25 protein-coding genes are annotated in these 26,217 nt (G+C 65.8%); 14 read left to right on the forward strand and 11 right to left on the reverse strand.

Annotated features, from left to right (window positions below; translation table 11 throughout):
* Positions 1 to 51: 51 nt before the first annotated feature.
* Both ddaH and rocD read left to right on the forward strand, forming a co-directional pair.
* On the forward strand, positions 52 to 960 hold the full coding sequence (ddaH, locus tag ACSU1G_RS31880) for a dimethylargininase (protein ID WP_439285239.1): 909 nt from the start codon (positions 52 to 54) through the stop codon (positions 958 to 960).
* On the forward strand, positions 957 to 2,153 hold the full coding sequence (gene rocD, locus ACSU1G_RS31885; RefSeq protein ID WP_439285240.1) for an ornithine--oxo-acid transaminase: 1,197 nt from the start codon (positions 957 to 959) through the stop codon (positions 2,151 to 2,153). The genes ddaH and rocD overlap by 4 nt, the downstream gene beginning before the upstream one ends.
* Before the next feature lie 10 nt (positions 2,154 to 2,163).
* On the opposite strand, the gene ACSU1G_RS31890 is transcribed toward rocD, so the two are convergent.
* Both ACSU1G_RS31890 and ACSU1G_RS31895 read right to left on the reverse strand, forming a co-directional pair.
* Entirely contained in the window at positions 2,164 to 3,489 is a 1,326-nt protein-coding gene (locus ACSU1G_RS31890) for an MFS transporter (protein WP_439285391.1), read from the reverse strand.
* A gap of 5 nt (positions 3,490 to 3,494) precedes the next feature.
* Positions 3,495 to 3,935 carry a MarR family transcriptional regulator gene (locus ACSU1G_RS31895; protein WP_439285242.1) on the reverse strand — a complete coding sequence of 147 codons (441 nt, stop codon included), beginning with the start codon at positions 3,933 to 3,935 and terminating at the stop codon, positions 3,495 to 3,497.
* Between the two features lie 42 nt (positions 3,936 to 3,977).
* On the opposite strand from ACSU1G_RS31895, the gene ACSU1G_RS31900 reads away from it, so the two are divergent.
* From ACSU1G_RS31900 to ACSU1G_RS31915, 4 genes are read left to right on the forward strand one after another with little or no spacing between them, the layout of a single operon-like run.
* Positions 3,978 to 4,730 carry a copper homeostasis protein CutC gene (locus ACSU1G_RS31900; protein ID WP_439285244.1) on the forward strand — a complete coding sequence of 251 codons (753 nt, stop codon included), beginning with the start codon at positions 3,978 to 3,980 and terminating at the stop codon, positions 4,728 to 4,730.
* Positions 4,731 to 4,772: 42 nt separating this feature from the next.
* Positions 4,773 to 5,630 (forward strand): alpha/beta fold hydrolase, encoded by an 858-nt coding sequence (locus ACSU1G_RS31905; RefSeq protein WP_439285246.1) that lies wholly within the window; start codon positions 4,773 to 4,775, stop codon positions 5,628 to 5,630.
* Between the two features lie 50 nt (positions 5,631 to 5,680).
* On the forward strand, positions 5,681 to 6,730 hold the full coding sequence (locus tag ACSU1G_RS31910; protein ID WP_439285248.1) for a lipoate--protein ligase family protein: 1,050 nt from the start codon (positions 5,681 to 5,683) through the stop codon (positions 6,728 to 6,730).
* Positions 6,727 to 7,620, forward strand: coding sequence for a DNA-methyltransferase (locus ACSU1G_RS31915; protein ID WP_439285249.1), 894 nt, complete (start codon positions 6,727 to 6,729; stop codon positions 7,618 to 7,620). The genes ACSU1G_RS31910 and ACSU1G_RS31915 overlap by 4 nt, the downstream gene beginning before the upstream one ends.
* 68 nt (positions 7,621 to 7,688) lie before the next feature.
* Here the strand turns inward: ACSU1G_RS31915 and ACSU1G_RS31920 are convergent, their stop codons facing one another.
* From ACSU1G_RS31920 to ACSU1G_RS31935, 4 genes are all read right to left on the reverse strand, one after another.
* Positions 7,689 to 9,011, reverse strand: a complete 1,323-nt coding sequence (locus ACSU1G_RS31920) for a TRAP transporter large permease (protein WP_439285251.1) — start codon at positions 9,009 to 9,011, stop codon at positions 7,689 to 7,691.
* A 1-nt stretch (position 9,012) separates the two neighbouring features.
* The gene (locus ACSU1G_RS31925; protein ID WP_439285253.1) at positions 9,013 to 9,603 is read right to left on the reverse strand and encodes a TRAP transporter small permease; all 591 of its coding nucleotides are present in this window, start codon (positions 9,601 to 9,603) and stop codon (positions 9,013 to 9,015) included.
* A 141-nt stretch (positions 9,604 to 9,744) separates the two neighbouring features.
* Positions 9,745 to 10,785, reverse strand: coding sequence for a TRAP transporter substrate-binding protein (locus ACSU1G_RS31930; protein ID WP_439285255.1), 1,041 nt, complete (start codon positions 10,783 to 10,785; stop codon positions 9,745 to 9,747).
* 145 nt (positions 10,786 to 10,930) lie between these two features.
* A complete protein-coding gene (locus ACSU1G_RS31935) occupies positions 10,931 to 12,028 on the reverse strand; it encodes a LacI family DNA-binding transcriptional regulator (protein WP_439285256.1) in 1,098 nt (365 codons plus the stop codon).
* 120 nt (positions 12,029 to 12,148) lie between these two features.
* Here ACSU1G_RS31935 and ACSU1G_RS31940 point away from each other — a divergent pair, with 120 nt between their 5' ends.
* The 5 genes from ACSU1G_RS31940 (at position 12,149) to ACSU1G_RS31960 (ending at position 17,077) form a co-directional block, all read left to right on the forward strand.
* Positions 12,149 to 12,373 (forward strand): hypothetical protein, encoded by a 225-nt coding sequence (locus ACSU1G_RS31940; RefSeq protein WP_439285257.1) that lies wholly within the window; start codon positions 12,149 to 12,151, stop codon positions 12,371 to 12,373.
* A gap of 76 nt (positions 12,374 to 12,449) precedes the next feature.
* Positions 12,450 to 13,856, forward strand: coding sequence for a glucuronate isomerase (gene uxaC, locus ACSU1G_RS31945; RefSeq protein ID WP_439285259.1), 1,407 nt, complete (start codon positions 12,450 to 12,452; stop codon positions 13,854 to 13,856).
* A complete protein-coding gene (locus ACSU1G_RS31950; protein ID WP_439285261.1) occupies positions 13,853 to 15,292 on the forward strand; it encodes a mannitol dehydrogenase family protein in 1,440 nt (479 codons plus the stop codon). The genes uxaC and ACSU1G_RS31950 overlap by 4 nt, the downstream gene beginning before the upstream one ends.
* 21 nt (positions 15,293 to 15,313) lie before the next feature.
* Entirely contained in the window at positions 15,314 to 16,552 is a 1,239-nt protein-coding gene (manD, locus tag ACSU1G_RS31955; RefSeq protein WP_439285262.1) for a D-mannonate dehydratase ManD, read from the forward strand.
* Between the two features lie 6 nt (positions 16,553 to 16,558).
* A complete protein-coding gene (locus ACSU1G_RS31960) occupies positions 16,559 to 17,077 on the forward strand; it encodes a gluconokinase (protein ID WP_439285264.1) in 519 nt (172 codons plus the stop codon).
* A 42-nt stretch (positions 17,078 to 17,119) separates the two neighbouring features.
* Here ACSU1G_RS31960 and ACSU1G_RS31965 read toward each other — a convergent pair whose 3' ends face one another.
* Entirely contained in the window at positions 17,120 to 18,571 is a 1,452-nt protein-coding gene (locus tag ACSU1G_RS31965) for a carboxylesterase/lipase family protein (RefSeq protein WP_439285266.1), read from the reverse strand.
* A 128-nt stretch (positions 18,572 to 18,699) separates the two neighbouring features.
* Between ACSU1G_RS31965 and ACSU1G_RS31970 the strand changes: the two genes are divergently transcribed.
* Genes ACSU1G_RS31970 through ACSU1G_RS31980 form a run of 3 tightly spaced genes read left to right on the forward strand, consistent with a single transcriptional unit; the run spans position 18,700 to position 22,123 of the window.
* Positions 18,700 to 19,860: an ROK family transcriptional regulator gene (locus tag ACSU1G_RS31970; RefSeq protein WP_439285268.1), complete on the forward strand. Its 1,161-nt coding sequence runs from the start codon at positions 18,700 to 18,702 to the stop codon at positions 19,858 to 19,860.
* Entirely contained in the window at positions 19,857 to 20,768 is a 912-nt protein-coding gene (locus ACSU1G_RS31975) for a polysaccharide deacetylase family protein (protein ID WP_439285270.1), read from the forward strand. Before ACSU1G_RS31970 ends, ACSU1G_RS31975 begins: the two co-directional genes overlap by 4 nt.
* An 11-nt stretch (positions 20,769 to 20,779) precedes the next feature.
* On the forward strand, positions 20,780 to 22,123 hold the full coding sequence (locus ACSU1G_RS31980) for an MFS transporter (protein ID WP_439285272.1): 1,344 nt from the start codon (positions 20,780 to 20,782) through the stop codon (positions 22,121 to 22,123).
* Between the two features lie 101 nt (positions 22,124 to 22,224).
* Here ACSU1G_RS31980 and ACSU1G_RS31985 read toward each other — a convergent pair whose 3' ends face one another.
* From ACSU1G_RS31985 to galT, 4 genes are read right to left on the reverse strand one after another with little or no spacing between them, the layout of a single operon-like run.
* Positions 22,225 to 22,743: a GNAT family N-acetyltransferase gene (locus ACSU1G_RS31985; RefSeq protein ID WP_439285274.1), complete on the reverse strand. Its 519-nt coding sequence runs from the start codon at positions 22,741 to 22,743 to the stop codon at positions 22,225 to 22,227.
* Between the two features lie 4 nt (positions 22,744 to 22,747).
* Positions 22,748 to 23,725: a UDP-glucose 4-epimerase GalE gene (gene galE / locus ACSU1G_RS31990; protein WP_439285276.1), complete on the reverse strand. Its 978-nt coding sequence runs from the start codon at positions 23,723 to 23,725 to the stop codon at positions 22,748 to 22,750.
* 39 nt (positions 23,726 to 23,764) lie between these two features.
* A complete protein-coding gene (galK, locus tag ACSU1G_RS31995; protein WP_439285278.1) occupies positions 23,765 to 24,943 on the reverse strand; it encodes a galactokinase in 1,179 nt (392 codons plus the stop codon).
* The gene (galT, locus tag ACSU1G_RS32000) at positions 24,940 to 26,163 is read right to left on the reverse strand and encodes a galactose-1-phosphate uridylyltransferase (RefSeq protein ID WP_439285393.1); all 1,224 of its coding nucleotides are present in this window, start codon (positions 26,161 to 26,163) and stop codon (positions 24,940 to 24,942) included. Before galT ends, galK begins: the two co-directional genes overlap by 4 nt.
* Positions 26,164 to 26,217: the final 54 nt, after the last annotated feature.

The raw sequence follows: 26,217 nt of genomic DNA on the forward strand, positions 1-26,217 counted from the left end.
CTTCCGCCTGGCCCCTGGACAGCGTCCGCCGCATCCCTCTCAAGGAGAATGATGTCGACGCCAGAAACGATCACCGCACCCGCCCCGGTTCCTGAACCTGTCGCAGCGCGCACGGCGCAGAACCGCCGCTATCTGATGTGCCGGCCGGAGCATTTCACCGTCAGCTACACGATCAACCCGTGGATGGAGCCTGCGAAGCCGACGGACACGGCGAAGGCCGTCGCGCAGTGGCAGAAGTTGTACGACCTGTACCTTCACCTCGGCCACGACGTCGAGCTCATCGAACCTCTCGCCGATTACCCGGACATGGTTTACACGGCCAACGGCGGTTTCGTCATCGGTGGCCGCGCCTACGTGCCGAAGTTCCGCTTCACAGAGCGTGCCGGTGAAGCTCCGGCATTCGCAGACTGGTTCCGCGCGAGCGGGTACGACACTGTCGAGCCGAAAGAGGTCAACGAGGGAGAAGGTGACTTCCTGCTCGTCGGCGACGTGATCCTCGCCGGCACCGGATTCCGCTCCACCGGCGACAGCCACCGCGAGGTGGGCGAGGTCTTCGACCGCGAGGTCATTTCACTGAACCTCGTCGACCCGCGTTTCTACCACCTCGACACCGCGCTCACAGTGCTTGACCCGGTGCAGGGCGAGCAGGACGGTGGGCCGGAACGGGCGAACATCGCGTACCTGCCCGGGGCGTTCGATGACGCCAGTCGTGCGATCCTCGAGGAGCGTTTCCCGGACGCCATCCTGGTTTCGGACGAGGACGGCTCAGTCTTCGGCCTTAACTCCGCCAGCGACGGATACAACGTCATCATCTCGCCGCGCGCTGTCGGGTTTGAGGCGCAGTTGCGCGAGCGCGGATACAACCCCATCACCGTCGACCTGTCCGAGCTGCTGCTCGGCGGCGGCGGCATCAAGTGCTGCACGCTCGAGCTACGCGCGGCAGAGGAGGAGCAGGCATGACGACTTCGGCCCCCACGAACACAGAGTCCCACGTCGCCGAGAACTACCACCCGCTACCCGTGACGATCGCGTCGGGTGAGGGTGCCTGGGTCACCGACACTGAGGGTAAGCGCTACCTCGACCTGCTCGCGGCGTACTCGGCCGTGAACTTTGGTCACCGGCATCCGACGCTCATCGCTGCGGCGACCGAGCAGCTCGACCGGGTCACTCTCGTCAGTCGCGCGTTCATGAGCGACCGTCTCGAACCGTTCGCCGAGGCGCTCGCGCGGATGTGCGGCAAGGACCTCGTGCTGCCGATGAACACGGGCGCGGAGGCCGTCGAAACAGGCATCAAGGTCGCCCGCGCGTGGGGTTACCGGGTCAAGGGCATCGCACCCGAGAAGGCGCGCATCATCGTGGCGGCCGGCAACTTCCACGGCCGCACGACGACGATCGTCAGCTTCAGCGACGACGAGCAGGCCCGCGATGACTTCGGACCGTACACTCCAGGCTTCGACGTGGTGCCGTTCGGAGATGCGGATGCCATCGCCGCAGCCATCACGGATGACACGGCGGCCATCCTGGTCGAGCCGATCCAGGGCGAAGCAGGCGTCATCATCCCGCCGGAGGGGTATCTGCGCCGCATCCGTGAGCTCTGCGATGAGCGCAACGTGTTGTTCATCGCCGATGAGATCCAGGCAGGGCTCGGCCGCGTCGGCGAGACCTTCGCGTGTGATCGCGAGGGCGTCGTGCCGGATCTTTACCTGCTGGGCAAGGCGCTCGGCGGCGGCATCCTGCCGGTGTCGGCCGTGGTCGGAAACCGAGATGTGCTGGGCGTCATTCGCCCCGGCGAGCATGGTTCGACCTTCGGGGGTAATCCGCTGGCCGCGGCCGTCGGCCTGCGTGTGGTGGAGCTGCTGGAGATCGGGGAGTTCCAGGAACGCGCCCGCGCGCTTGGCGCGCACCTCGAGTCCGGGCTGGAGAAGCTCGTCGGCAATGGTGTCACTGGCATCCGTGTTGCGGGGCTGTGGGCCGGCGTCGACATCGATCCCGAGCGAGGCACCGGACGCGAAATCAGCGAGAAGCTGATGGAGCGCGGCGTTCTCGTGAAAGACACCCACGGGCAGACGATCCGCATTGCTCCGCCGCTCGTGATTCGCGCGACCGAGATCGATTGGGCGCTGGAGCAGCTGCGGCTGGTTCTGGAGGGCTGAGCGCTGGACGTTAGCGCCGCGGCGCCGTGCGGATCGGTGTGGTGGCGGCTGCGACCTCGTCGCTGAACTCCACCGGATCGACGCGCAGGACCGAAATTGGCCGGGTCTCGTCGAGCGTCAGCCGGAACCGCGAGTTTTCCTGACGGTGCAGCCTGCCGGATACCAGGATCCAGGCGAGGCCGATCGCCATGGCCACGATCCCCGCGATGCCGCCGACGAGGATGGCGGCTCGCGGCCCGGCGACATCGGTGATCCACCCAGCGATCGGCGCGCCGATCGGTGTCGAGCCCATGACGACGGCCATGTACAGCGCCAGCACGCGTCCGCGCAGTGCCGGATCAGTGGTGGTCTGCACGTAGCCGTTCGCCGTGGTCAGCATGGACACCGTGGCGAGTCCGACGAAAATGAGCACGGTTGCGTACGTCCAGTACGTCGGCATCCACGCCGAGATCACGGATGCCACACCGAACCCGCCGGCGGCGATGATCAGAACTCTCACTCGTGCGCGGTCACGTCGTGCGGCGAGCAGCGCGCCGGCCAGCGAGCCGATCGCCAGTACCGAGCTCAATATTCCGTAGCCGTCGGCGTCGCGGCCGAACTCCAGTGCCATGGTCGATGCGAAGATCGGGAAGTTCATCCCGAAGGCGCCGATGAGGAAGACCATCACGAAAGTGATCTTGAGATCGCTCCGGCCCCATACGTAGCGGAAGCCTTCGGCGAGACCGTTTCGCCCCTTGCTCTTGGTTCGGGGGAGGAGCTCGCGCGAACGGATGAGCACGAGCGCGACGAGCATGGCGAGGAAGGTCACGGCGTTGAGCACGAACACCCATCCGGTGCCCACGGCAACGATCAGCAGGCCGCCGACAGCGGGCCCGATGAGCCGTGCCATGTTGAACGATGCGGAGTTGAGTGCGACCGCGTTCGACGCGTCTTCGAGCGTGACCATGTCTGAGACGAAGGCCTGGCGCGCCGGTGCGTCGAAGGCGTTCGTGACGCCGAAGGCCAGAGCGAAACAGAACATCAATGGAAGCGTCATGACATCGGTCAGCAGCAGCGCGGCCACGCCGAGCGCGAGCAGCAGCAACATCGACTGGGTAAGCAGCAGGATCTTGCGGCGGTCGAACCGATCCGCGACCCATCCGGTCATGCTCACTAAGACGAGCGGCGGTCCGAACTGCAGAGCCATCGTGAGGCCCATCGCAGTGGCATCATTGTCCGTCAGTTCGGTGAGGACCACCCAGTCTTGCGCGGTGGCCTGCATCCAGCCGCCGACGTTCGAGACGAGGGCGCCGAGGAACCAGATCCGATAGTTGAAGTTCGAGAATGACCGGAACATCGCGCTCATCGTTCGGCCACCTTCCGCATCAGGGCCGAGGCTGCTCTCAGCGTCGCCAGTTCCTCACCGGTGAAGTCGAACTCGGCCAGTGCCGCGGCAAGGGCGGTGTCGCGCTTGCGCACAGTCGCGGTGACGATCTCGATGCCGGCATCCGTGATCTCGATGTACACCCGACGGCGGTCCGCCTCATCGGGAACCCGAACGACGAGCCCGCTTTCCGCCAGAGCATCCACCGTGTTCGACATCGTCGGTGCGCTCACGCGCTCTCGGTGGGCCAGCTCGCCCACCGGAAGGCGGCCGTTCATCCTCAGGCAGGCGAGCACGGCGAACTGCGCGTCACTGAGGGTGTCTACCGCCCTCTCGCGGCGCAGTCGGCGAGCGAGACGAAAGGTGGCGAGGCGCAGATCAGTGGCAGTGGCGAGTACGGGATCATCAGGTTCAGTCATTACTTAGGTAGTCTAACTAAGTTTTCTGAGAATAGGGGCAGAATGGATGCCGTGAACATCGCGCTCGAACTCGCCGTCCAAGACCCCGCAGGGGTTCGCATCGCCCGGGAGGTCGGCGCTGCGCGCGTCGAACTCGCCCAAGCTCTCGCTCTTGGCGGGCTCACGCCATCACCCGCCACTCTCGAGCTGGCGCTGGAAGCCGCGGGGGAGACCGGACCCGAAATCCACGTTCTCATCCGCCCTCGCGCGGGCGGATTCCACTACGACGCCGACGAGATCGCGCTCGCGGTGCGAGACGTGGAATTGGCTGTGACCGCCGGCGCTTCCGGGGTCGTCATCGGTGCGCTGGATGCCGCTGGCGCGCTCGACTTCGACGCGGTGGCTCGGCTGCGCGATGCCGCGGGTGAGGCCGCGGTCACCCTGCACCGCGCGATCGACGTCACCGCTGACCCGGTGGCAACGCTAGACAGCGCGATCGCACTCGGGCTGCGCCGGGTGCTCACCTCTGGCGGTGCCTCCTCCGCGATCGAGGGCATTGAGACGTTGCGTGCGATGGTGGTGGCCGCTGACGGCCGGATCGAGATCATGGCGGGCAGCGGAGTGAACGCCTCGAGCGCTGCTGCTTTGGCTGCCACGGACGTCGATGCGCTGCACTTTTCCGCCAAACGCAACGTTGTCGTCGACGGTGCTGGCGGTGGTGGCGTGCGGATGGGATCGGCTGCCGACGGCGTCGGAGGGTACGAGGTCACCGACCGCGATGCCGCGTTCGCGGTACGAGACGCGCTCGGACTCTGACACAGGTCTAGCCGTTTTCCCTGGCATCCGTAGACTCGACCCATGCCCCAGACTTCGGAGTTCACCGACGCGCACGGAGTCGTGATCGTCTACGACGTCCACCCTGCACAGGGCGCACCGCGAGGCGTGGTGCAGTTACTGCATGGCGTTGGCGAGCACGCCGGGCGCTACGGCGCGCTGATCGCCGCGCTCACCGCTGCCGGCTTCACCGTGTATGCAGATGACCACCGCGGTCATGGGCGCACCGGCATCCGTCAGCACGGGGGCCCCGCGAAGCTCGGCAAACTTGGCAAGGGTGGGATGAACGCGGCCAAGGACGCGATCTGGCAGTTGACCGGAATCATCCGCGCCGAGCATCCTGATTTGCCGCTCGTGTTGCTGGGCCACTCCTGGGGCTCATTCCTCGCGCAGATGCTGGTCAACGACCATCCAGAGGCCTGGGACGCCGTCGTCCTGTCCGGCTCCGCGCTGCGCACCCCTCGCGACCTCAATGCGGCACCGTTGAATGCCCGATGGGAGGGGACGGATGCCACTGGATACGAGTGGCTCAGCCGCGATGCCGCCGTCGGTAAGGCCTTCGACGACGACCCGCTCACCACGAACGTGCCGTTGCTGAGGCTGTTCGGTCCGATCGAAGCACTGAAGCTCTACGGGCGGCCGGCGAAGAATCTCGCTCGCGACATTCCGATGCTGTTGATGGTCGGTCGAGATGACCCGGTGGGCGGGCCGCACAGCGTGCACAAACTCGCCGAGGAGTATCGCACCCGCTCGGGTCTGACGGATGTCACCACACTCGTCTACCCGGATGCGCGTCACGAGATCTTCAACGAACTGCAGCAGGACGAGGTTCGCGCCGACCTGCTTGCCTGGCTCGATAAGCACGTGCCGGTCCGGACCTGACAACCGGGGTTCCCGAGCCCATCGAACCTCGCGCGGCTTAAGCTGGAGTCGTGCATGGTGAATACAAGGTTCCCGGTGGAAAGCTCGTGGTCGTCGACGTCGAAATCGAAGACGGCAGGCTGAGCGACTTCCGCCTCGCGGGCGATTTCTTTCTTGAGCCAGACAGCGCGCTCGAAGACATCAATGCGGCCGTCAACGGGCTGCCAGCGGAATCGGATGCCACGGCCATTGCCGCAGCGGTCCGAGCGGCGCTGCCCGCCGGTGCGCAGCTGCTCGGATTCAACCCGGAATCGGTTGGCACCGCCGTGCGTCGCGCACTCGTTACTGCTCCGGGCTGGCGCGACTTCGATTGGGAGATCGTGCACGAGAAAGCGGTGTCGCCGCGGATGAACCTCGCACTCGACGAGGTGCTCACTTCCCGCGTCGGCGAGGGGCGTCGCCGTCCGACGCTCAGAATCTGGGAGTGGGATGAGTCCGCGGTCGTGATCGGCTCCTTCCAGTCGTACCGCAACGAGGTCGACCCCGAAGGCGCTGCCAAACACGGCTTCGACGTCGTGCGTCGTATCTCCGGCGGCGGCGCGATGCTGATGGCCGCGGGGCAGATCATCACGTACTCGCTGTATGTTCCGGCATCCCTCGTGCAGGGTATGACGTTCGCCGATTCCTATGCGTTCCTCGATGACTGGGTGCTTCAGGCGCTGCGCTCCGTCGGTATTGATGCGACCTATCAGCCGCTCAACGACATCGCGAGCCCGACCGGGAAGATCGGCGGTGCTGCGCAGAAGCGTCTGGCCAATGGTGGTGTGCTGCACCATGCCACGATCTCGTACGACATCGACGGGCAGGTCATGACCGAGGTGCTGCGCATCGGTCGCGAGAAGCTCAGCGACAAGGGCACGACCTCGGCCGCCAAGCGTGTTGACCCGTTGCGCACCCAGACCGGGCTCAGCCGTGCCGAGATCATCGACAGCTTCAAGGAAACATTCCGCTCGTTGACGAATGCGGAAGACGGCGGCATCACCGCCGAGGAGTATGCCGACGCGGAGTCACTCGTGGAGTCGAAGTTCGCGACCGACGCGTGGCTGCAGCGCGTCCCGTGAGCTCCGCTCTTCCTGAACCCGACGCGGTCCCAGGCTCCGTATCGATCCTTCAGGGTGACAACCTCACCGCGGCGCGATCTTTGCCATCGGCATCCTTCACGCTCGTCTACCTCGACCCGCCCTTCAACACCGGCCGCACGCAGACCCGGCAGGTAGTTACCGCGCGTCGTACGTTCACAACGTCGCAAGAACCGGAAGCGGAGCCGAAGGAGATCCGGCACGGCTTCCACGGCCACGAGTACGAGCGCGTGCGCGGAATGCTGCGCACCTACGACGACAGTTTCGACGACTACGGCGACTTCCTCATGCCGCGACTCGAGGAGGCCTGGCGCCTGCTCGCCGATGACGGAACGCTCTATCTGCACCTGGACTATCGCGAAGCGCACTACGCGAAGGTCATGCTTGACGCCGTATTCGGGCGCGACGCCTTCCTCAACGAGTTGATCTGGGCATACGACTACGGCGCGAAGTCACGGCGCCGCTGGCCGACCAAGCACGACACGATCCTCGTTTACGTGAAGACGCCCGGCGCGCACGTATTCAACGCCGACGACATCGACCGTGAGCCCTACATGGCGCCCGGCCTCGTCACCGCGGAGAAGGCAGCGAGGGGCAAGCTGCCCACCGACGTCTGGTGGCACACGATCGTTCCGACCACCGGCCGGGAGAAGACCGGCTACCCGACGCAGAAGCCCGAGGGGATCCTCCGTCGGATCGTGCAGGCTTCCAGCCGCCCGGGCGACCGTGTGCTCGACCTCTTCGCCGGCAGCGGCACGACCGGGGCGGTGGCATCTGCACTCGGTCGCAACGCCGTGCTCGTCGACGACAACCCCGAGGCGGTGCGCGTGATGCAGAAGCGGATGCCGCACGCCGAGGTCACGACGCTCTGACCCGTCAACGACTGAGGCTCTCGGCGGATGCGACGCATCCACAGAGAGCCTCAAAGCTGCGGGTCAGATCAGCGGATCAGGCCGAGCGTCTCCGGCAGCCACATCGAGATCGCCGGAACGAAGGCGACGATGAACAGGCCGACCACGAGCGCCCAGAAGAACGGCCACAGTCGTGCGATGACCTTCTCCAGGCGCACGTTCCCGACGCGGGCGGCGACGAACAGGTTGTTGCCGATCGGAGGCGAGATATTGCCGAGGCACATGTTGAAGACCATCATCGCGCCGAAGTGAATCGGGCTGACGCCGAGTTCCATCACCACCGGGAGGAAGATCGGCGTGAAGATCAGGATCGCCGGTGTCGGGTCCATCACCGTTCCTGCAAGCAGGAGCACGATCATGATGATGATCAGCACGACCGCGACGTTGTCGGTGAACCCGAGTAGTCCCTCGGTCACCAGTTGTGGGATGCGCGCGAACGCGAGCACGTAGCCGAGGATGCCGGAGACGCCGATCAGCAGCATGATGATGCCGGTGACCTTGGATGCCTCGAGGATGATCTTCGGCAGTTCCCTGATCGGCAGTGTCCGCTGAATCAGGCCGAGGAAGAAGCAGTACAGCACGGCGATCACCGCGGATTCGGTCGCGGTGAAGAAGCCGCTGAGGATGCCGCCGATCACGACGAAGATCATCAGCAGCGCGGGCAGCGCCTTCAAGAAGACGATCGTGACCTGTCCGACGCTGGGGCGCACCGAGCCCTTGGCTTGGCGCAGCTCGGGGTGCTTGTGGGCGTAGAGGGCCACGACCACGATGCAGACCAGTGCCCAGATGAGACCCGGTCCGACACCGGCCATGAACAGCGCGCCAATCGAGGTGCTCGAGACGAGCGAATACACGATGAAGGTATTGCTCGGCGGAATCAGCATCCCTGCCGGTGACGACGCAGCATTGACGGCGGCGGAGAATGCCGGATCGTACTTCTCCTGACGCATCCGCGGCGTCATGACGGTGCCGATCGCAGCAGCAGAGGCAACCGAAGCGCCGGAGACCGCACCGAACATGGTGTTCGCAACGATGGTGGTCTGTGCGAGCGATGCGGGCAGGCGACCGGCCACGACCTGGGCCAGATCGATGAGGCGGGCGGCGATGCCACCGGTGTTCATGAGTCCGCCGGCGAGTATGAAGAACGGTATCGCGAGCAAACTGAAGGAGTTACTGCCCTGGAAGATCTTCTGGGAAGCGGTGAATGTCGCACCTTCCCAGTCGCCAAGGAGGATGAAGATCGCGATTGCCGAGGGCAGGCCCATGGCGACGGCGACGGGCAGTCCGATGGCGATGCCGATGGCGATGCCTGCGACCAGGACGATCGACGCGACAAGTGTGATGGTGTCCATGTCAGATCGCCTCGCTGATGTCGTTGGTGTCGGGAGTGGGCTCCTCGACACCGGCCAGAAGACCGATGATCTGCACGATGGAGTAAAAGAGGATGAGCACGCCGGAGATCGGCATGATCAGGTAGATCTGCCCGATCGTGAGCGGGAGTGATGACAGGCTCTGGTGCCAGGCATTCTGTGCCACGGCGAGGCCGCCGATGATGAATACGGCGACGATGAAGAAGACCACGATGAGCTCGATCACGACAGCGGCGGCGCGACGTGATCGCAGCGGGAGTTTCTCGATGAGAATCTCGACCGCGATGTGTCCTCGCTCGGAGAAGACATAGGCCGCAGCGATCATCGCAAGGATGACGAAGCTGTACTGCGCGGCCTCCTGCGTCCACGCTGCGGTGTCGCCTAGTACCTCGCGGGTGAAGACCTGCCAGGCGACGATGGCGACCAGTGCCACGAAGACAATGATGCACAGCCATCCGAGCAGTCGGTCGACGCCTTTGCGGGCGGTGCCAAGCACAGCCATCAGGCCATGCCAGCGGGTGGCGCCGGCCGGAGGGTTCGCCTCGCCAGCGTCATCGGGTGGGTTCGTGGTCACGGTGTCCTCCGTTCCGGCCTGACAGCGGGATGCTGTCGCCGATTTCGCACGTCGTCGTTGCGGGATGGAGCCTGAGCAGACCGGCGAGGACGCCAAGCGGTCGAGGTGACCGCCCTGCGCCCTCGCCGGGTGCGTCAGGTCTTACTCTGCAGCGCTGCGGATGGCTTCGTAAAGAGCGATCTGCGAGTCCTCGGTGAGGAACTCGTCGATCAGGGGCTCGAGGGCCTCTGCGAAGGCCTCGGTGTCGACCTCGGCGAACTCGGCGCCGCCGGCCTCAGCATCGGCGATAGCCTTCTTGGTGTCGGTCTTCCACAGCTCGGTGTGGTGCTTCCACGCGGCGGTCCAGCCTTCGTCGAAGGCCGCGCGGTCCTCGTCTGACATCTCGGCGAGCGTGTCGCTGTTGATGATCAGGAAGTCCGCACCGACCAGGTGACGCGTCAGCGAGAAGTACGGTGCCACCTCGTGGTGCTTGTTGCTGAAGTACGAGATCTCGTTGTTCTCTGCGCCGTCGACGACGCCGGACTGCAGGCCGCTGTACACATCACCGAACGGCAGCGGCGTGGGGGAGGCGCCGAGCACTTCGATCATCGCGAGGAAGACGGGGCTCTCCTGCACGCGGATCTTCTTGCCCGCCAGGTCAGCAGGCGTTTCGACGATGCCGTCCTTGGTGTAGATGCTGCGCTCGCCCTGTGTGAGCCCACCGACGACGGAGATGTTGTTGCTCTCCTCGAGCGATGAGTACACGTCACCGACGAGTTCCTGATCGTCGAGTACCGACATCTGGTGGTCGATGTTGTCGAAGACCTTCGGAAGGCTGAAGAGGACGAATTCTTTGTTCAGGTTCTCCAGCTGCGGAGCCGAGACGATCGCGAGGTCGATGACGCCCTGGCTGACCGACTGCAGGTACTCATCCTGGTTGCCGAGGGTGCTGTTGGCGTGCACTTCGATGTCCCAGCGGCCGTCGGTGGCTTCCTTGAGCTGCTCACCGAAGGCCTCGAGCGCGATGTACGAGGGGTGCGTCTCTGGCTGGTTGAGCGCCAACTTCATGACGGTGGGGCTGGTCGCGGCGCCGTCGCCAGCGCTGTCCCCGGCATTGTCGCCTCCGGTGCCGGAGCATCCGGCAAGAGCGAGGGCGGTGATCGCAGTGGCCGCCAGGAAGGCGATCCGGGTTTTGCTCCGCATGAGATTCTCCTTTGAAATGCTGTGAGTGTGGGGGACAGCGGTCTGCAACGACCGGTCTCATACATTCATCCATCTGCATCGAGATCTTGGCAACCAGTTGCCATGGGTTGCCGTGCGAGCGTGATTGGGAATGCCGGTCCTCGGCTCAGCGGTCGCCGTCGTCCGTGAACGCCGGGCGGCCGCCGTTTGGCCAGTCATTCGTCGGGTTCGCGGGCCCAGTGGATGCCCTGGTCACCAGGCGAGCGGGGAGCAAAGCCGTCTTCAACGGACCTCCTGGCGACGTGCGCGGAATTCGCGGTGTGCCGCGCAGGTCATCGAGCAGGATCTGCACTGCCACCGCGCCCAACTGGCGCAGCGGCGCGGCAACAGTTGTCAGCTGCGGCGTGCAGAAGTCCGCGCCGAAGATGTTGTCGAAGCCGACGACCGAGACATCCTCGGGAATGCGGATGCCGAGACTCTGCAGTCCGCGCATCATGCCAATCGCCAGCAGATCGTTGTACGCGATGACAGCAGTGCTCGGTGATGCGGTCAGCTCCCCGGCCGCGGAGAGCCCGCCGGCCTGGGTGGGGGAGAAAGGCCCGATACGTCGCGCGCGCAGGCCGAGTTCGTGGCACGCCTCACGTAGTGCCTGCCATCGGATACCGTTCGCCCACGACGCATCGGGGCCGGCAACATACGTGATGCCGGTGTGTCCGAGTGCGCCGAGATGCTCGACGGCTCGGCGCATGCCGCGTGCATTGTCAGTCGCAACGCTGGCAATATCGCTCATCGAGCGGTTGAGCACGACTGTCGGACGCTGCTTGGCGGCGACCCGGATGGAGGAGTCGGACATGCGAGAAGTGGCGAGCACGACGCCCTCGACCATGGGCAGCACCCGGTCGAGCGCTCGCCGCTCGGCTTCGACCGATTCCTGCACGTCGGCGACCAGCAAGGTGTAGCCAGCTTTGGTCGCGGTGTCCTCTGCGCCGCGCAGTAACTCGAAGAAGAAGGGGTTGGTGACGTCGGCGACGATGATCGCGAGCAGCGACGTCTTGCCGGTCGGCAGTGCCCTGGCGAGGGGGTTGGTGCGATAGCCCATATCGGCCGCGATCTGTCTGATCCGCTCCGCGGTCTCGGCGTTGACGCGGCCGGGGCGAGAGAACGCCCTGGATACTGTTGAAGGCGCGACTCCTGCCGCTTTGGCGACGTCGTAGATCGTCGGGCGCGGTTTGCGCTCGACGTCGGTGGAGGGCTCCTCAGTCATGCCGCGAGCCTAAGTCAGTCGTGCAACTGATGGCAACCGATTGCTGCTTTGTTGCCGCGCGGGCTGAATGGAACTGTCAAGAACGACGACCGCGCTGAGCGCACGACGATGAGGACCCGCGTGAACAACGACGACATGCTTGCTGAGGCCGAGATGGCAGAGGCGGAACTGGGCAGGCTGGGCCTCGGTTACGTGCGGGTCCGTGCACACGGAGAGCTCGCCTGCCTTGACGTTCCGTTGAACGAGATTCCCGTGCTCGCCGGTGATCCGCTGCGCTCCGAGGTGCTGCGTGCAGTGCGCGGAGCCGGATTCGAGCGCGTCGCCGTGCACATTGATACGGAGTGACATCATGACTACGCGACTCCACGGCCACATATGGCAACCGGTTGACGTCCATGCAGACCGTCTGAATCATGGAGGGATGCCAGTGCCGCTCGAACTTGACGACGACCGCCTTCTGCCCGTGGACCCCGCCACCAGGGCGGTGGCACGCGACCTCTATGCCCTGGTCGCCGATCTGCCGATCATCTCCCCACATGGGCACGTCGACCCAGCCATGCTGCTCGAGGATCAGCCTTTCTCTGACCCGGCTGAGCTGTTCATCACCAAGGATCACTACGTCACGCGACTGCTGCATGCCTCGGGCATCGACCTCGCTTCCCTCGGTGCAGGCAGCACGACAGGTGCCGATCCGCGCCAGGTGTGGCGACTGTTCGCCGAGAACTGGCATCTGTTGGCAGGCACGGCATCCGGCTACTGGCTCACGCACGAGCTTGTCACCCTCTTCGGGATTGACGTCGAGCCGTCCGCCGAGACGGCCGATGCGATTTACGACACGATCGCGGAGCGGCTGACCGAGCCCGCATACCGGCCTCGCGCGCTGTTCGAGAGGTTTGGCATCGAGGTGCTGGCCACCACAGACGACCCGATGGATGATCTCGCCGTGCACGCGGCGCTCGCTGCAGACGAGTCCTTCACCGGGCGCGTGCTGCCGACTTTTCGACCTGATGCGTATCTTGACCCGACGGCTCCGGGGTTCCGCGAGCGGATCGAGCGTTTGACGGCATCGAATCAGAGCGCACCGGATGATTTCTCGGGCTATCTCGCCGCCCTCGAAGCGCGACGCGCCCATTTCATCGCCCACGGTGCAGTCTCCGCCGACCACGGCGTCGTCGACCCGTACACGGTTGATCTGAGTGATGACGACGCGGCCGCGCTCTACCGGCGCGCGGTCGCTGGCGAGTTGGATGCTGCGAGCGCCCGCGAGTTCCGCGGCAACATGCTGTTGCGGATGGCGGGCATGAGTGCGCGGGACGGGCTCGTCATGACCATTCACCCCGGTGTGTACCGCAACCATTCCTCGGCCACGTTCGAGGGGTTCGGAGCGGACACCGGGCACGACATCCCCGTGACGACGACATACACCCAGAACCTTCGCCCGTTGCTGGAGAAGCACGGACTCGACGCGAACCTCACCCTCGTGCTGTTCACCGTGGACGAGACTGTCTACTCGCGCGAGATCGCCCCGCTCGCCGGTTTCTACCCGAGCGTTTTCATCGGCGTTCCCTGGTGGTTCCTGGATGCTCCGGATGCCGTGCTCCGCTTCCGCTCAGCCGTGACAGAGACTGCGGGTTTTTACCGCGGCTCCGGGTTCATCGACGACACCCGCGCATTCCTGTCGATCCCGGCACGTCACGACATGGCGCGGCGGTTGGACGCCGCCTTCCTCGCACGGCTCGTCGGTGAGGGGCGACTGCCGCGTGCACAGGCCGAGCGCATCGCGGTCGACCTCGTGACGACCGTGCCGCGAAAGGCGTTCAAGCTGTGACCGATACTCGCGCTGTAACGGAGATTGCCATCGCCGGGCTGGATCGCGCATCCGCCGCCGCTCGTGCCGGCCGTGCGTTCGACCGAGCGCCCGTGCGCATCGTGCACCTCGGCCTCGGCGCCTTCCACCGCGCGCACCAGGCCTGGTACACCGACGTTGCCGACGAGGCGAACGAGTGGGGAATCCGCGCCTTCACCGGGCGCAGCGCAACTGCCGCCGAAGAGCTCGCAGCCCAGGACGGCCTCTACTCGTTGATCGAGCGATCCGGTGCCGGAGACAGCATCACGCTCATCGACTCCATCGTCGATGCGGTCGATGGAGCCCGCATCGACATCCTGGCCGCAACGCTCGCCGAGCCAGCGACCGCACTGGTCACCCTCACGATCACTGAGGCGGGCTATGCGGTGGATGCCGAGCACCGCCCCGATCTGAACAACGCCGCGGTCGCGGCCGATGTCAAATGGCTTCGTGCGAATCTGGCTGCGGACGTGCTCGATCTGTCCACTGCGCCGCAGACGGCACTTGCCCGACTGCTCGTCGGTCTCGAGGCCAGGCGCCGCGCGGCTGCGGGCGCGATCGCTGTCGTGTCATGCGACAACCTTCCTGGCAACGGCGAGCTGACCCGGGCGGCGCTGACCTCGCTCGGAGAGCTTGCCGGTGCATCCGACACCCTCGCATACCTCAAGGCGCAGGTGAGTTTCCCCTCGACCTCAATCGATCGCATCACGCCCAAGACGACGTCCGCCGAAATCGCGCTCGTGCGCGAGCAGACCGGATGGGACGACCGTAGCCCGGTGGTCACCGAGCCTTTTCATGACTGGGTGATCAGCGGGGAGTTCCCTGCTGGTCGGCCGGAGTGGGAGAAGGCCGGGGCGCGCTTCGTTGACGACATCGATCCGTTCGAGCGTCGGAAGCTGTGGCTGCTCAACGGTTCGCACTCTTTTCTCGCCTACGCGGGCGCCGCTCGCGGCCACGAGACGGTGGCGCAGGCGATCGGCGATCCGCAGATCCGCGCATGGGTGGGTGAGTTGTGGGATGAAGCAGCACGCCACCTCACCGAACCGCACCTTGATATCGACGACTACCGCACAGCTCTTCTGGAGCGGTTCGATAATGCCCGCATCCAGCACCTGCTCGCCCAGATCGGCCAGGACGGCACGATCAAGCTGCGCGCCCGCATCCTTGAGGTGCTGTTCGCCGAACGGGCAGCCGGTCGTGACGGTGCAGCGTGCATCCGTGTGCTCGCGGCCTGGGTGGCACGTGCACTGGGCGGCCAGCTTCCGGCAGACAGCAATGGCGCAGCAGTGTCCGATGCCGCCACACTGGATACGTCCGCCGCAGTGCCGGCGCTGCTGGCAGTGATCGATCAGCGACTCACCGACCCTGAGATCGTGGCAGCGGTCGTCCGTGCCGCTGCCGACTTCGTACAGAACTGATGAACACCACTGGAGGACCCCATGATCATCGATAAGGCTGAAGTCATTGTCACCAGCCCCGGCCGGAACTTCGTCACACTGCGATTGACGACGGATGAGGGCCATGTCGGCATCGGCGATGCGACCCTCAACGGTCGCGAGCTCGCAGTCGTGAGCTATCTGAAGGATCACGTCGTTCCGTTGCTACTGGGCCGGGATGCACACCGCATCGAGGACACCTGGCAGTTCCTGTATCGCTCGGCGTATTGGCGTCGCGGTCCGGTGACGATGGCGGCAATCGCCGCGGTCGACATGGCGCTGTGGGACATCAAGGGCAAGGCGGCCGGGATGCCGGTGTACCAGCTGCTGGGTGGCGCAAGCCGCACCGGGCTGATGGCATACGGCCACGCCTCCGGCAAGGAGCTGCCGGAGCTGTTCGACTCGATCCGCGCGCATCAGGAGCAGGGATACCGCTCGATCCGCGTGCAGACCGGCGTGCCAGGACTGAAGGCAATCTACGGGATCGCCTCGCAGGCCGCGGACACCGCGGATGGCAGCATCCGTTACGACCACGAGCCAGCCCGTCGTGGGGCGAAGCCCACGGAGGAGGACTGGGACACTCGGGCGTACCTGCGCACCCTGCCCGGTGTCTTCGAGGCGGTACGCAACGAGTTCGGCCCCGAACTGCCGCTGCTGCACGACGGACATCACCGGATGACGCCGATCCAGGCCGCACAGCTCGGCAAGTCGCTCGAGCCTTACGACCTGTTCTGGCTCGAGGACTGCACTCCGGCCGAGAACCAGGAAGCGCTGCGTCTGGTGCGTCAGCACACCACCACGCCGTTGGCGATCGGTGAGATCTTCAACACCGTCTGGGACTTCAAGGATCTGATTAGTGAGCAGCTGATCGACTACGTCCGCGGAGCGGTGACGCACATGGGTGGCATCAGCCCGTTGAAGAAAACGCTGGACTACGCGGCGCAGTACCAGATCAAATCCGGCATGCACGGACCGACAGACATCTCCCCGGTGGGGATGGCCGCGGCGATGCATCTCGGACTGAGCATCCACAACTTCGGAATCCAGGAGTACATGCAGCACTCTGCCGAGACGGATTCGGTGTTCCAGCAGTCGTACACCTGGGAGAACGGCATGCTCCACCCCGGCGACCAGCCCGGGCTCGGCGTCACTCTGGACGTCGACGAAGCAGGCAAGTACCCGTACGAGCAGGCCTACCTGCCCTACAACCGCCTCGCCGATGGAACAGTACATGACTGGTGAGCGGGAATGACCGATGAGAACGCGCCGTTGATCTGCGTGATGGGGGTGTCGGCGGCGGGTAAAACCACCGTCGGCATCGCCCTTGCCGAGCAGTTGGGTGTGCCATTCAACGACGCCGACGCGCTGCATTCGGACGCCAATCGCGCCAAGATGGCCTCTGGCACACCGCTGACAGATGACGACCGTTGGCCCTGGCTGGAAACGGTCGGTGACCGCTTCCGCAGCCGCAGCGACACCGGACTTGTCATGGCCTGCAGTGCACTTCGGCGCGTGTACCGTGACCGGATCCGCTCGGTCGCACCCGACGTGTTGTTCGTGCACCTGCACGGTTCACGCGAGCTGTTGCTGGAGCGAGCCCAAGCCAGGACTGATCACTTCATGCCTGCTGCGCTGTTCGACTCGCAGCTCGCAACGCTGGAGGTGCTCGACGAGGACGAGGCCGGTTTCGTCGTCATCGTCGATCGGGAGCCGCACGAGCTCGTCGAGGAGATTGTCGGTCGGCTGGCTAAGTCGTCCGTTCGCTGAGCGGCCCGTTTTCAGACCAGCGTGTTTTCAGGCCAGCGCGTTTCAGACCAGTGCGAGCACGCTGTCGTAGGCGTCGCTGGTGACCTCTTCACCTGATCCGCCGAAGATCCGCGTGGTTCCGGGGTCTGTGCGCCAGGTTGCCCAGCCTGGGTCTCCATCGACGATGAGCGCCACGGCCGCGCCGTGCAACTCGTCGGCCAACGATTGCGGCGGGTGCGGCCCGGTGAGGGCATCGACACGTACCCGGTCAAGCCCGTCGAACCAGAACGGCACATCGAGACAGTGGCAGGCCCAGCCCTTGGTGGGGGAGACCCAGGAGAACCGATACGCCCAGGTCGGGGCATCCGCGCTCTGTCTAGCCTCCGCCACTCGCGGCACGAGCACCCGGAAGATGTGGTCGCTGACGTAGCGCCCGGCCATCGCCGCCGTGCCCTTTGCGCGCTGTGGCGCGTTCGCGTCGAGATAGGCGTGACGCACGGTGCGATCGTGGATGAACGGCCGCAGCAGCAGTCCTGCCGGGACTCGGCGCAGCACCGAGCGTTCGCGCTCTGCGACCATCGTGAACTCGTCATCAGCCGCGCCGAGCAATAGCGGCTTGTCCGCGCCGATCCCGGCCCGCAGCGCATCCACGGTGGGCCGAGCGATCAGCTCACCGTCGACCATCGGACCCCATGGCAGTCCGTTCTCCATGAGGTCCGCGATGACCCCGAGCCCGCGTTTGGCGCTGGCGGCCTTGCCCTGGAAGCTGTGCAGAGTCGCTTCGTCAACAGAGCGGAAGCCGCAGGCTGTGGCGTCGACGCCGGCCAGTTTCGCCAGCCGGGCCGAACGCGCCTTGGCCTCCTCCATCGGGACGTCGGCCAGTGCTCCCGACGCCGACAGCGCGCGGTGGAACAGGTGCTGCGCCGATGGCATCCCGAGCAGTGTGAGTACGGCGCCGCCGCCGGCTGACTGTCCACCGATCGTCACCTGGGCCGGGTCTCCGCCGAAGGCCGCGATGTTCTGCTGCACCCACTCGAGCGCGGCGATCCAGTCGAGTACGCCGCGGTTATGCGGGGCGTCCTCGATGTAGCCGAAGCCGTCAAAGCCCAGCCGGTAAGAGATCGACACGGTGACGACGCCGTCGCGATTGAATCGGGCCCCGTCGTACCACGGACTCGCCGGAGATCCTTCGGTGTAGCCACCGCCGTGGATCCAGACCAGCACCGGTAGTGATGCCTCGGTCGACGGTGTGAACACGTTGACGTTGAGAGTGCTGTCGCCTGCAACGGCGGGTTCGGGGATGAGTGTGTCGGTGCCCGTCGTGCGCAGTGCAGTTGCGCCATATTCGGTCGCGTCGCGCACCTCAGACCACGGCGCAGGGGGCACAGGGGCCGCGAAGCGCAGCTCACCCACGGGCGGGGCTGCGAACGGGATGCCGAGAAAAGCGGAGGATCCGTCCCGCGCGAGCCCGCGGACTGGCCCTGAGCTGGTGATGACGACGGGGGCGTGCGGCACGCTGTCTCCTTCGAATGTGGGTGGCATCGCCAGCGTAGCGGCGCGCCGCTGCCGTAATGTGACTCAAAGTGTCGCTCTTGTGTGACACTTCATGTCATACTGTTGACGACGATGCACGAGGACATACTGTGACGAAACCTCTGGCAGGGCCGCAAACCCTGTTGCGTACGCTTAATTCGAGAGCGATCCTGGAGGCTTTGGCGCAGCGTGGGCCTTTGACTCGTGCGGAGTTGATGGGCGAGACCGGGTTGTCGCGGACTGCTGTGACTCAGGTCCTGAGGATGCTCGAGGCTGGGGACGCCGTAGCATCCGCTGGGGTGGACCGAGACACGCGTGGGCCGGCGGCAACCCGCGTCTCCCTACATCCCCGACTGGGGTTCGCGGCCGCCGTGCATGTTGATCACTATGCGATGCACGTCAGTCTGATCGATCCCACCGGCACCGTGCGCGCCGCGCAGGATGCCCCGCTCGGTCGTGTCGAGGAGCGCGCCGTCGATATCGCCCGCATGATCGCGGATTGCGCGCAGACTGCCCCGGGCCGGCTGCGCCACGCGGTCGTCGCCATGCCGGGGATCGTCCGGCCCGACGGTGAGATCAGAGACGACCAGGGTCCGGATGGTGGTGCCTTCCGTGCGGCTCTGGAAGGGCTTCTCGGTTGCCAGGTGCAGGTCGAGAACGATGTGAACCTCGCGGCGCTCGCCGAGGCGGAGTCCGGTGTCGGGCATGACCTGGAGAGCTTCACCCTGCTGATGATCGACCAGGGGCTCGGTGCGGGCACCGTGCTGGGCGGCCTGCTGCGCCGCGGCTTCGCCGGGGTCTCCGGTGAAGTGCAGTATTTGCCGCAGTCGCCGGTGCCCATCGGTGTTCCGCTCATCAACGAGACGGTCGTCGAAGACCTCGCCCGCAGCAACGGGCGTGACCCGGCTGACCCGCTTGCTGTGCACCTCGACGCCTGCGCGGCCGGCGATGACGCCGCCCAGACGATGATCGACGAGCTGGCGAGGCGGCTGGTGCTCGTGGCAGGGAGTGTGACCCTTGTCGTCGACCCAGAAGCCTTCGTGTTGGGTGGGCACGCCGCGCATCCGTGTTTCTTTGCCGCGATCCTTCGGGCGGCCGAGGCGATTTCTCATCTGCTGACGCTGCGCTTCGTGCCCTCCGCCTTCGGGCGAGAGGCGACGATGATCGGTGCGATCGGTGAGGCGACATTGGCGCTGCGCGAGCGCGAGTTCACCGGCATCCTTTCTGGACAGTCCGGCATCCTTTCTGGAAAGTACCGGGTGACGCGATGACATCGCTCGTCTCTCGATTGGGTTTTCCGTCCGACGCGAAAGCGATCATCCTCAACGCCGACGATTTCGGCATGTGCCATGCGGCGAATGAGGCCATCACCGAGATGCTTGTCGGAGGGCATCTCGACTCGACAACCGTCATGGTGCCCTGCGCGTGGGCGCCGGAAGCGCTCGCCTTCGCCGCAGCCAACCCGACGCTGGATGTCGGCGTGCATCTGGTGCTCACCAGTGAGTGGAGCAGGTACCGCTGGCGTCCGCTGACTGGCATCGGATCCACCCTCGTCGATGCGGACGGCTACTTCCCGGCCGATGTCCGCTCGGTGGAAGAAAACGCCTCCGTCGCCGATGTTGCAGCCGAGCTTGCGGCGCAGTTGGAAGCAGCGCTGCACGCGGGCGTCGACGTCACCCACATCGACAACCACATGGGGTCGGTCTACGGCCTGCACACCGGGCGCGATCTGCTTGGCCCGGTATTCGAGCTTGCGGTGCGGCACGGTCTGCCGTTCCGGCTGCCCCGCGTCGTCGAAGGGACCGAGTTCGGCGCGGACCTCCAGCCGGTCCTCGATCGTGCAACGCAGGCGGCGGATGCCGCAGGCATCGTCATCCTCGACCGGCTGTGGACGCACCCCTTCGCGCTGGCAGGTGAGGGCACGGATGCGGAGGAGACGTACGAGCAGGTCAGGGATGGGTTCCTCGAATTGCTGCGCGCCGTGCCGACCGGAGTCACTGAGATTTACCTGCATCCGATGGTCGATTCTGCAGAGTTGCGCGTGGCTGTCGATCACAGTTCGAGCAAACGTGGGTATGAGCGTCGGCTGCTTGCTGATCCGGTTGTTCATCAGACCATCGAGGAAGAGGGCCTCATCCGGATAGGCTGGCGTGCGCTGCGTGACCTGCAGCGCCGATAGGAGCCCCGCAGATGAGTCTCACCGCGCGTATCCGCGACCGTCGCCTTGGCGCTGCGCCCACCCGTGCCCAATCCATGGCTTTCGGTGCATCGGGTTTCCCGGTGCAGCTGATGGGGCAGACCTTCTCGGCCTTCGTCGTCTACTTCTACGTCGCCCACCTCGGCGTGGCCGCAGAGTGGGTGGCGGCGGCGATGATCGCCCACGGCATCGTGAACGCCGTGCTGAATCCGGTGGTCGGTGCGCTCTCCGATCGAATTCGCACGCCCTGGGGGCGGCGCATCCCGTGGATCGGGCTCGGCATCGTTCCGCTGGTCGTCGCGTTCGCGCTGATCTGGATGCCTCCGGAGCTGCCCGCGGGCGGGCTGATCGCCTGGTTCCTCATTGTCGTCGCCGTGTACGACATCGCATTCGTGGTTGTCGTGTTGAACATCTCGGCGCTGTTCCCGGAGATATTCCGCACGACCGAGGAACGGGCGCGCGGCAATGTGCCTCGTCAAGTCTTCGCGATCGTCGGGATGATTCTCGGCACTGCCGGGGCGCCGCTGCTCTACGACAGCATCGGCTGGCCGGGGATGGCAATCGCACTCGGATTCGTGTGTCTGGTGATGTTCGGCTGGTCGTTCGCCGGCGGAATGGTCGAGCGTCGAGGCGAGGTCGCGGCGTCGGCGTCGTCTTCGATGACGTGGAAGGACCAGCTGCGATACACGTTCGCCAACCGGGCCTTCGTGCCGTACGTGCTGGGGTCGCTGTTCGTGCAGACCTCGATCGCCGTGATCCTCGCGGCCATCCCGTTCTACGTGCGGTACTCGCTGCATGCGGCGGAGGGCGAGAGCAGCATCCTGCTCGGAGTGATCTTCGTGGTCGCGGTGCCGGCGATCTTCCTGTGGAGCTGGGTCGTCCGCCGCACTTCACCGCGTGCCGCGCTGCTGTGGGCGGTCGGTGTGTTCGGCATCGCCGTGCTCGGGTACCTGCTGCCTTCGGGCGTTCTTGGCGCGGCGCTGGTCGGCGTCGCGGTCGGTGTTGGGGTGGGCGGCCTGTTGCAGCTGCTGGAGGTCGTGCTCTCGCAGATTATCGATGACGATGCGCAGCGCACCGGTCTTCGCCGTGAGGGCGTGTACTTCGGAGTCAACGGCTTCGTGGTGAAGGGCTCCATCGTGTTGCAGGCGATCGTTGCCGCGTGGGTGCTCAACGCCAGCGGGTTCGACGCCGCGCTGGGCGATTCGCAGCAGGAGGCCGTGGATGGTGGCATCCGGATCATGCTCGCTGTCGTGCCGATGGTGTTCACCGCGCTCGGGTGGGTGTGTTTCTGGCTGTACCCGATCCGGGTGCGCGATGTGGAGCCTGTTCAGGGCTGATCCCGCGGTACAGATGTCTGGTCAGATCACGGATGTCGGTCGAGATCCCGGTGTTCGGCAGGCATCCGTACTTCTGACCGACATCTGTACCGCTGGGACGGTCAGATTTCGGGGATGAGCTGTTTCACCCGGCGGCGTTCGGACAATGTGAGGCCCGGTCGCTCGTCGAGCTTGGTTCCGCCGTCCTCGGTCCAACCGTGACGCTCGTAGAAGTCCGCCGCGCGATCGTTGCCATCCAGCACCCACAGGTAGGCGCCGTCATGCCCGGCATCGCGAAGCGCATCCTCGACCGCAGCAAGGAGCGCGTGCCCGACGCCGGTCGACCAGGAATCCGGGTGGGCGTAGATGCCCCACAGCTCACCGGTCGCCGGTGCATCGTCATCGCGCGCTGCGCCGAATGATGCCCACGCCAGGATCTCGCCGTGTGCTTCGGCGACCAGCGTGTGCGAGTTCGTCGCGGGTTCGGCGAGGATGCCGACCCAGTGCTCGGCGCGATCCTCAATCGAGAGCCCGTCGAGCACATCCTGCGGCAGGAGGCCGCGGTAGGCGCTCTGCCACGAGTGGACATGCACGCGGGCGATGCCGCGCGCGTCAGCAGTGGTGGCATCCCGGATCAGCATCGGACTACTCGACGTTGCGGCGGGCTTCCCAGCCGGTGCGCACCATCTCGTCGACGGTGTAGCGCATCTTCCAGTCCAGGTCGCGGGCGGCGAGCTCGCCGGTGGCGACGATCCGGTCGGGGTCGCCGGGGCGGCGCGGGCCGATCTCCGGCGTGAAGTCGATTCCAGTGACACGTGCGACGGCATCCATGATCTGCTTCACGCTCAGCCCGTCGCCGGATCCGAGGTTGTAGGCGGCCTCGATGGATGCGCCGGACGCGAGCCGCTTTGCAGCCTCGACATGGGCTGCGGCGATGTCGCCGACGTGCACGTAGTCGCGGACGTTGGTGCCGTCCGGGGTGTTGTAGTCATCGCCGAAGATCTTCGGAGTCTTCTCGGCGATCAGCGCCTCGAACACGATCGGGAAGAGGTTGTGCGGGCTGACGTCGTACACCGTGGGGTCCGCGGAGCCGACGACGTTGAAGTAGCGCAGCGAGGTGTGGCGCAGCGGCTTGTCGCTGTCGGCGGTCGCGATTGCCTGGTCACGCAGCAGCCACTCGCCGATGAGCTTCGACTCGCCATAGGGGCTGGCGGGCTTCTTTGCGGTCTCCTCGACAACGAGCGACACGTCGGGGGTGCCGAAGACAGCGGCGGACGAGGAGAACACGATGTTCGTGACGCCTGCGGCATCCATCGCCTCGAGGATCACGCGAGTGCCCTCGACATTCTGTGCGTAGGTGTGCATCGGGCGCTGCACCGAGACTCCGGCGTACTTGAAGCCGGCGACGTGGATGACACCCTCGGCGTTGTGCTCGCGGAGCGTCTTTTCGACGAGTTCGCGGTCGAGGATGCTGCCCTGCACGAACGGCACGCCCTCAGGGACGAAGGATGCAACGCCGCTGGACAGGTCATCCAAGATCACCGGGGTGAGTCCGGCATCCGCAAGTGCGCGCACGACGTGCGCTCCGATGTAGCCGGCGCCGCCGGTGACGATCCAGGACATTCGTTCCCTCTTCCTCGTGACTCTTTATTCTCGCAGGCGTCAGGAGTCGCGGTGGGCGCCAGCGGCGGGCGTCACCGTGAAGATGTGCGGAGCCGTGAAACCGGATGCGGCGAACGCTGCGGTCACGGCATCCGACACCTGTTGCACGGAACCCTGCTCGACGAGCGCGATCGCTGCGCCGCCGAAGCCGCCGCCGGTCATGCGCGCGCCGATCGCGCCGGCAGTCAGGGCTGTCTCCACGGCGGTGTCGAGTTCGGGAATCGAGATCTCGAAGTCATCGCGCATCGAGACGTGGGATGCGACGATCAGCGCGCCGATCGCGCGGGGGCCCTGTGCGCGCAGCGCGGTGACGGTGTCGAGCACCCGCTGGTTCTCGGTCACGACGTGGCGCACTCGGCGGAAGGTCACGTCGTCCATGAGCTCCTTGGCGCGGGGCAGGTCGTCGACGGACACGTCGCGCAGCGACGGAACACGCATGATCGCGGCACCGCGCTCACAGGACGCGCGGCGCTCGCCGTATCCGCCGGTCGAGTGCGCGTGCTTGACACGGGTGTCCATGACGAGGATCGCGAGTCCGGTTTCACTCATGCTGAGTGGGACCAGGTTGGCGTCGAGGGTGCGGCAGTCCAGGAACAGTGCGGCGTCGGTTTCGCCGAGCATCGATGCCATCTGGTCCATGATGCCGGTCGGGGCGCCGACGGCCTCGTTCTCCGAGCGGCGGCCGATTCGGGCCAGGGCACTGCGGTCAAGCTGCGCGTCCCAGAGCTCGTTCAGAGCGGATGCTGTGGCACCCTCGATCGCGGCAGACGAGGAGAGCCCCGCGCCGACGGGGACGTCAGAGGCGATCGCGATGTCGACGCCCACTCCGGTGGCTCCGGCTAGCTGCAGCGCCCAGGCCACGCCGAGCGGGTATGCGGCCCACTCCTGCACCGCCGGCTCTGCGCCGGTCGCCGTCGGGAAGAGGGTGTTCAGCTCATCGAGGGCAACTTCGACGGCCTCTTCGGCGAAGGTCGAGGCGACGCGAATGCGTCCGTCCTCGCGCATGCCGACCGCGGCATATGTGCGGTGCGGGATCGCGAACGGCAGCACGAAACCGTCGTTGTAGTCGGTGTGCTCACCGATGAGGTTCACACGGCCCGGTGCCGACCAGACGCCAGCGGGGGCGTGGCCGGTGAGCTTCTCGAAGAGGGTGCGTGCGGCATCCTGCGGAGTGGTCATGCGCTGATCTCCTGTGCATTGTTGTCCTGTGCAGTGTTGCGGTCTGCACTGTTGTTCTCTGCGCGCTCGATCGCTTCGCGGATGCGGGCGGCGCCCTGCTCGGGAGTGACTTCAGCAGCCCAGGCCCACATGGCAGCTTCGGAGCCGGCGAGGAACTTCAGCTTGTCGGCGGCGCGACGCGGACTCGTCAGCTGCAGGTGCAGCCGTACCGTCTCGCGTCCGACGTTCACCGGTGCCTGGTGCCAGGCGGCGATGTACGGCGTGGGGGTGCTGTAGAGCGCGTCGACGCCCTTGAGTAGCTTCAGGTACAGCGGGGCGAGCTCATCGCGTTCGGCGACGGTCGTCTCGGCGAAGTCCGGCACATGACGGTGCGGCATGAGATGCACCTCGAGTGGCCAGCGTGCGGCGAACGGCACGAAAGCGGTCCAGTGCTCGCCGCGAAACACAACGCGCTCCGAGTCCTGCTCTGACTCGAGGATGCGCTGGTACAGATCGGGTGCGGTGCGGTCGATGCTTTCCAGTGCACGGGCGGTGCGCGGAGTGACGTACGGGTAGGCGTAGATCTGGCCGTGCGGGTGCGGGAGCGTGACGCCGATCGCTTCGCCGCGGTTCTCGAACGGGAAGATCTGCTCGATGCCGGGGATCTGCGACAGCGCGGCGGTGCGGTCTGCCCAGGCCTCGATCACGGTGCGGGCACGAGTGACGGTCTGAGTGCCAAAGGAACCCGAGTGGTCGGGGCTGAAGCAGACGACCTCGCAGCGGCCGACCGAGGTGCGGGTGCGGCCGAGACCGAGTGCGGCGAGATCATCCAGACCTCGTGGCGGGTTGGCCGCGGTGGGCACTCCGCCGAAGCCATCGGGCAAAGCGGGGCCGAACGCGGGGGAGCGGTTCTCGAAGACGGCGACGTCATAGAGCGACGGTACTTCTGAGGGGTTCGTCGGCGATTGCGGTGCCAGCGGGTCGGCGTCGGCGCTGGGCATCATGACGCGGTTCTGCCGGTTCGCGGCGATGGTGATCCAGTCTCCGGTGAGCACATCGAGGCGCATGTTCGCGGTGTCAGGACGCGGATCGAGCACGCGCGCATCGACAGCGCGCTCCGCGCCGAGTGTGGTGCCCGGGTCGTCGTAGTAGACGAGGTCGCGGCCGTCGGCGAGCGTGGTGGCGCGCTTGATGATGCCGGCACTCAACTCGGACGTGCGTAACTCCGCAGATTCTTGCATGTTCACGTAAACACGGTACCTGCTGGGCGATGGTAACGTCAACATTGCAGAATT

Source organism: Microbacterium sp. A93 (assembly GCF_051842835.1).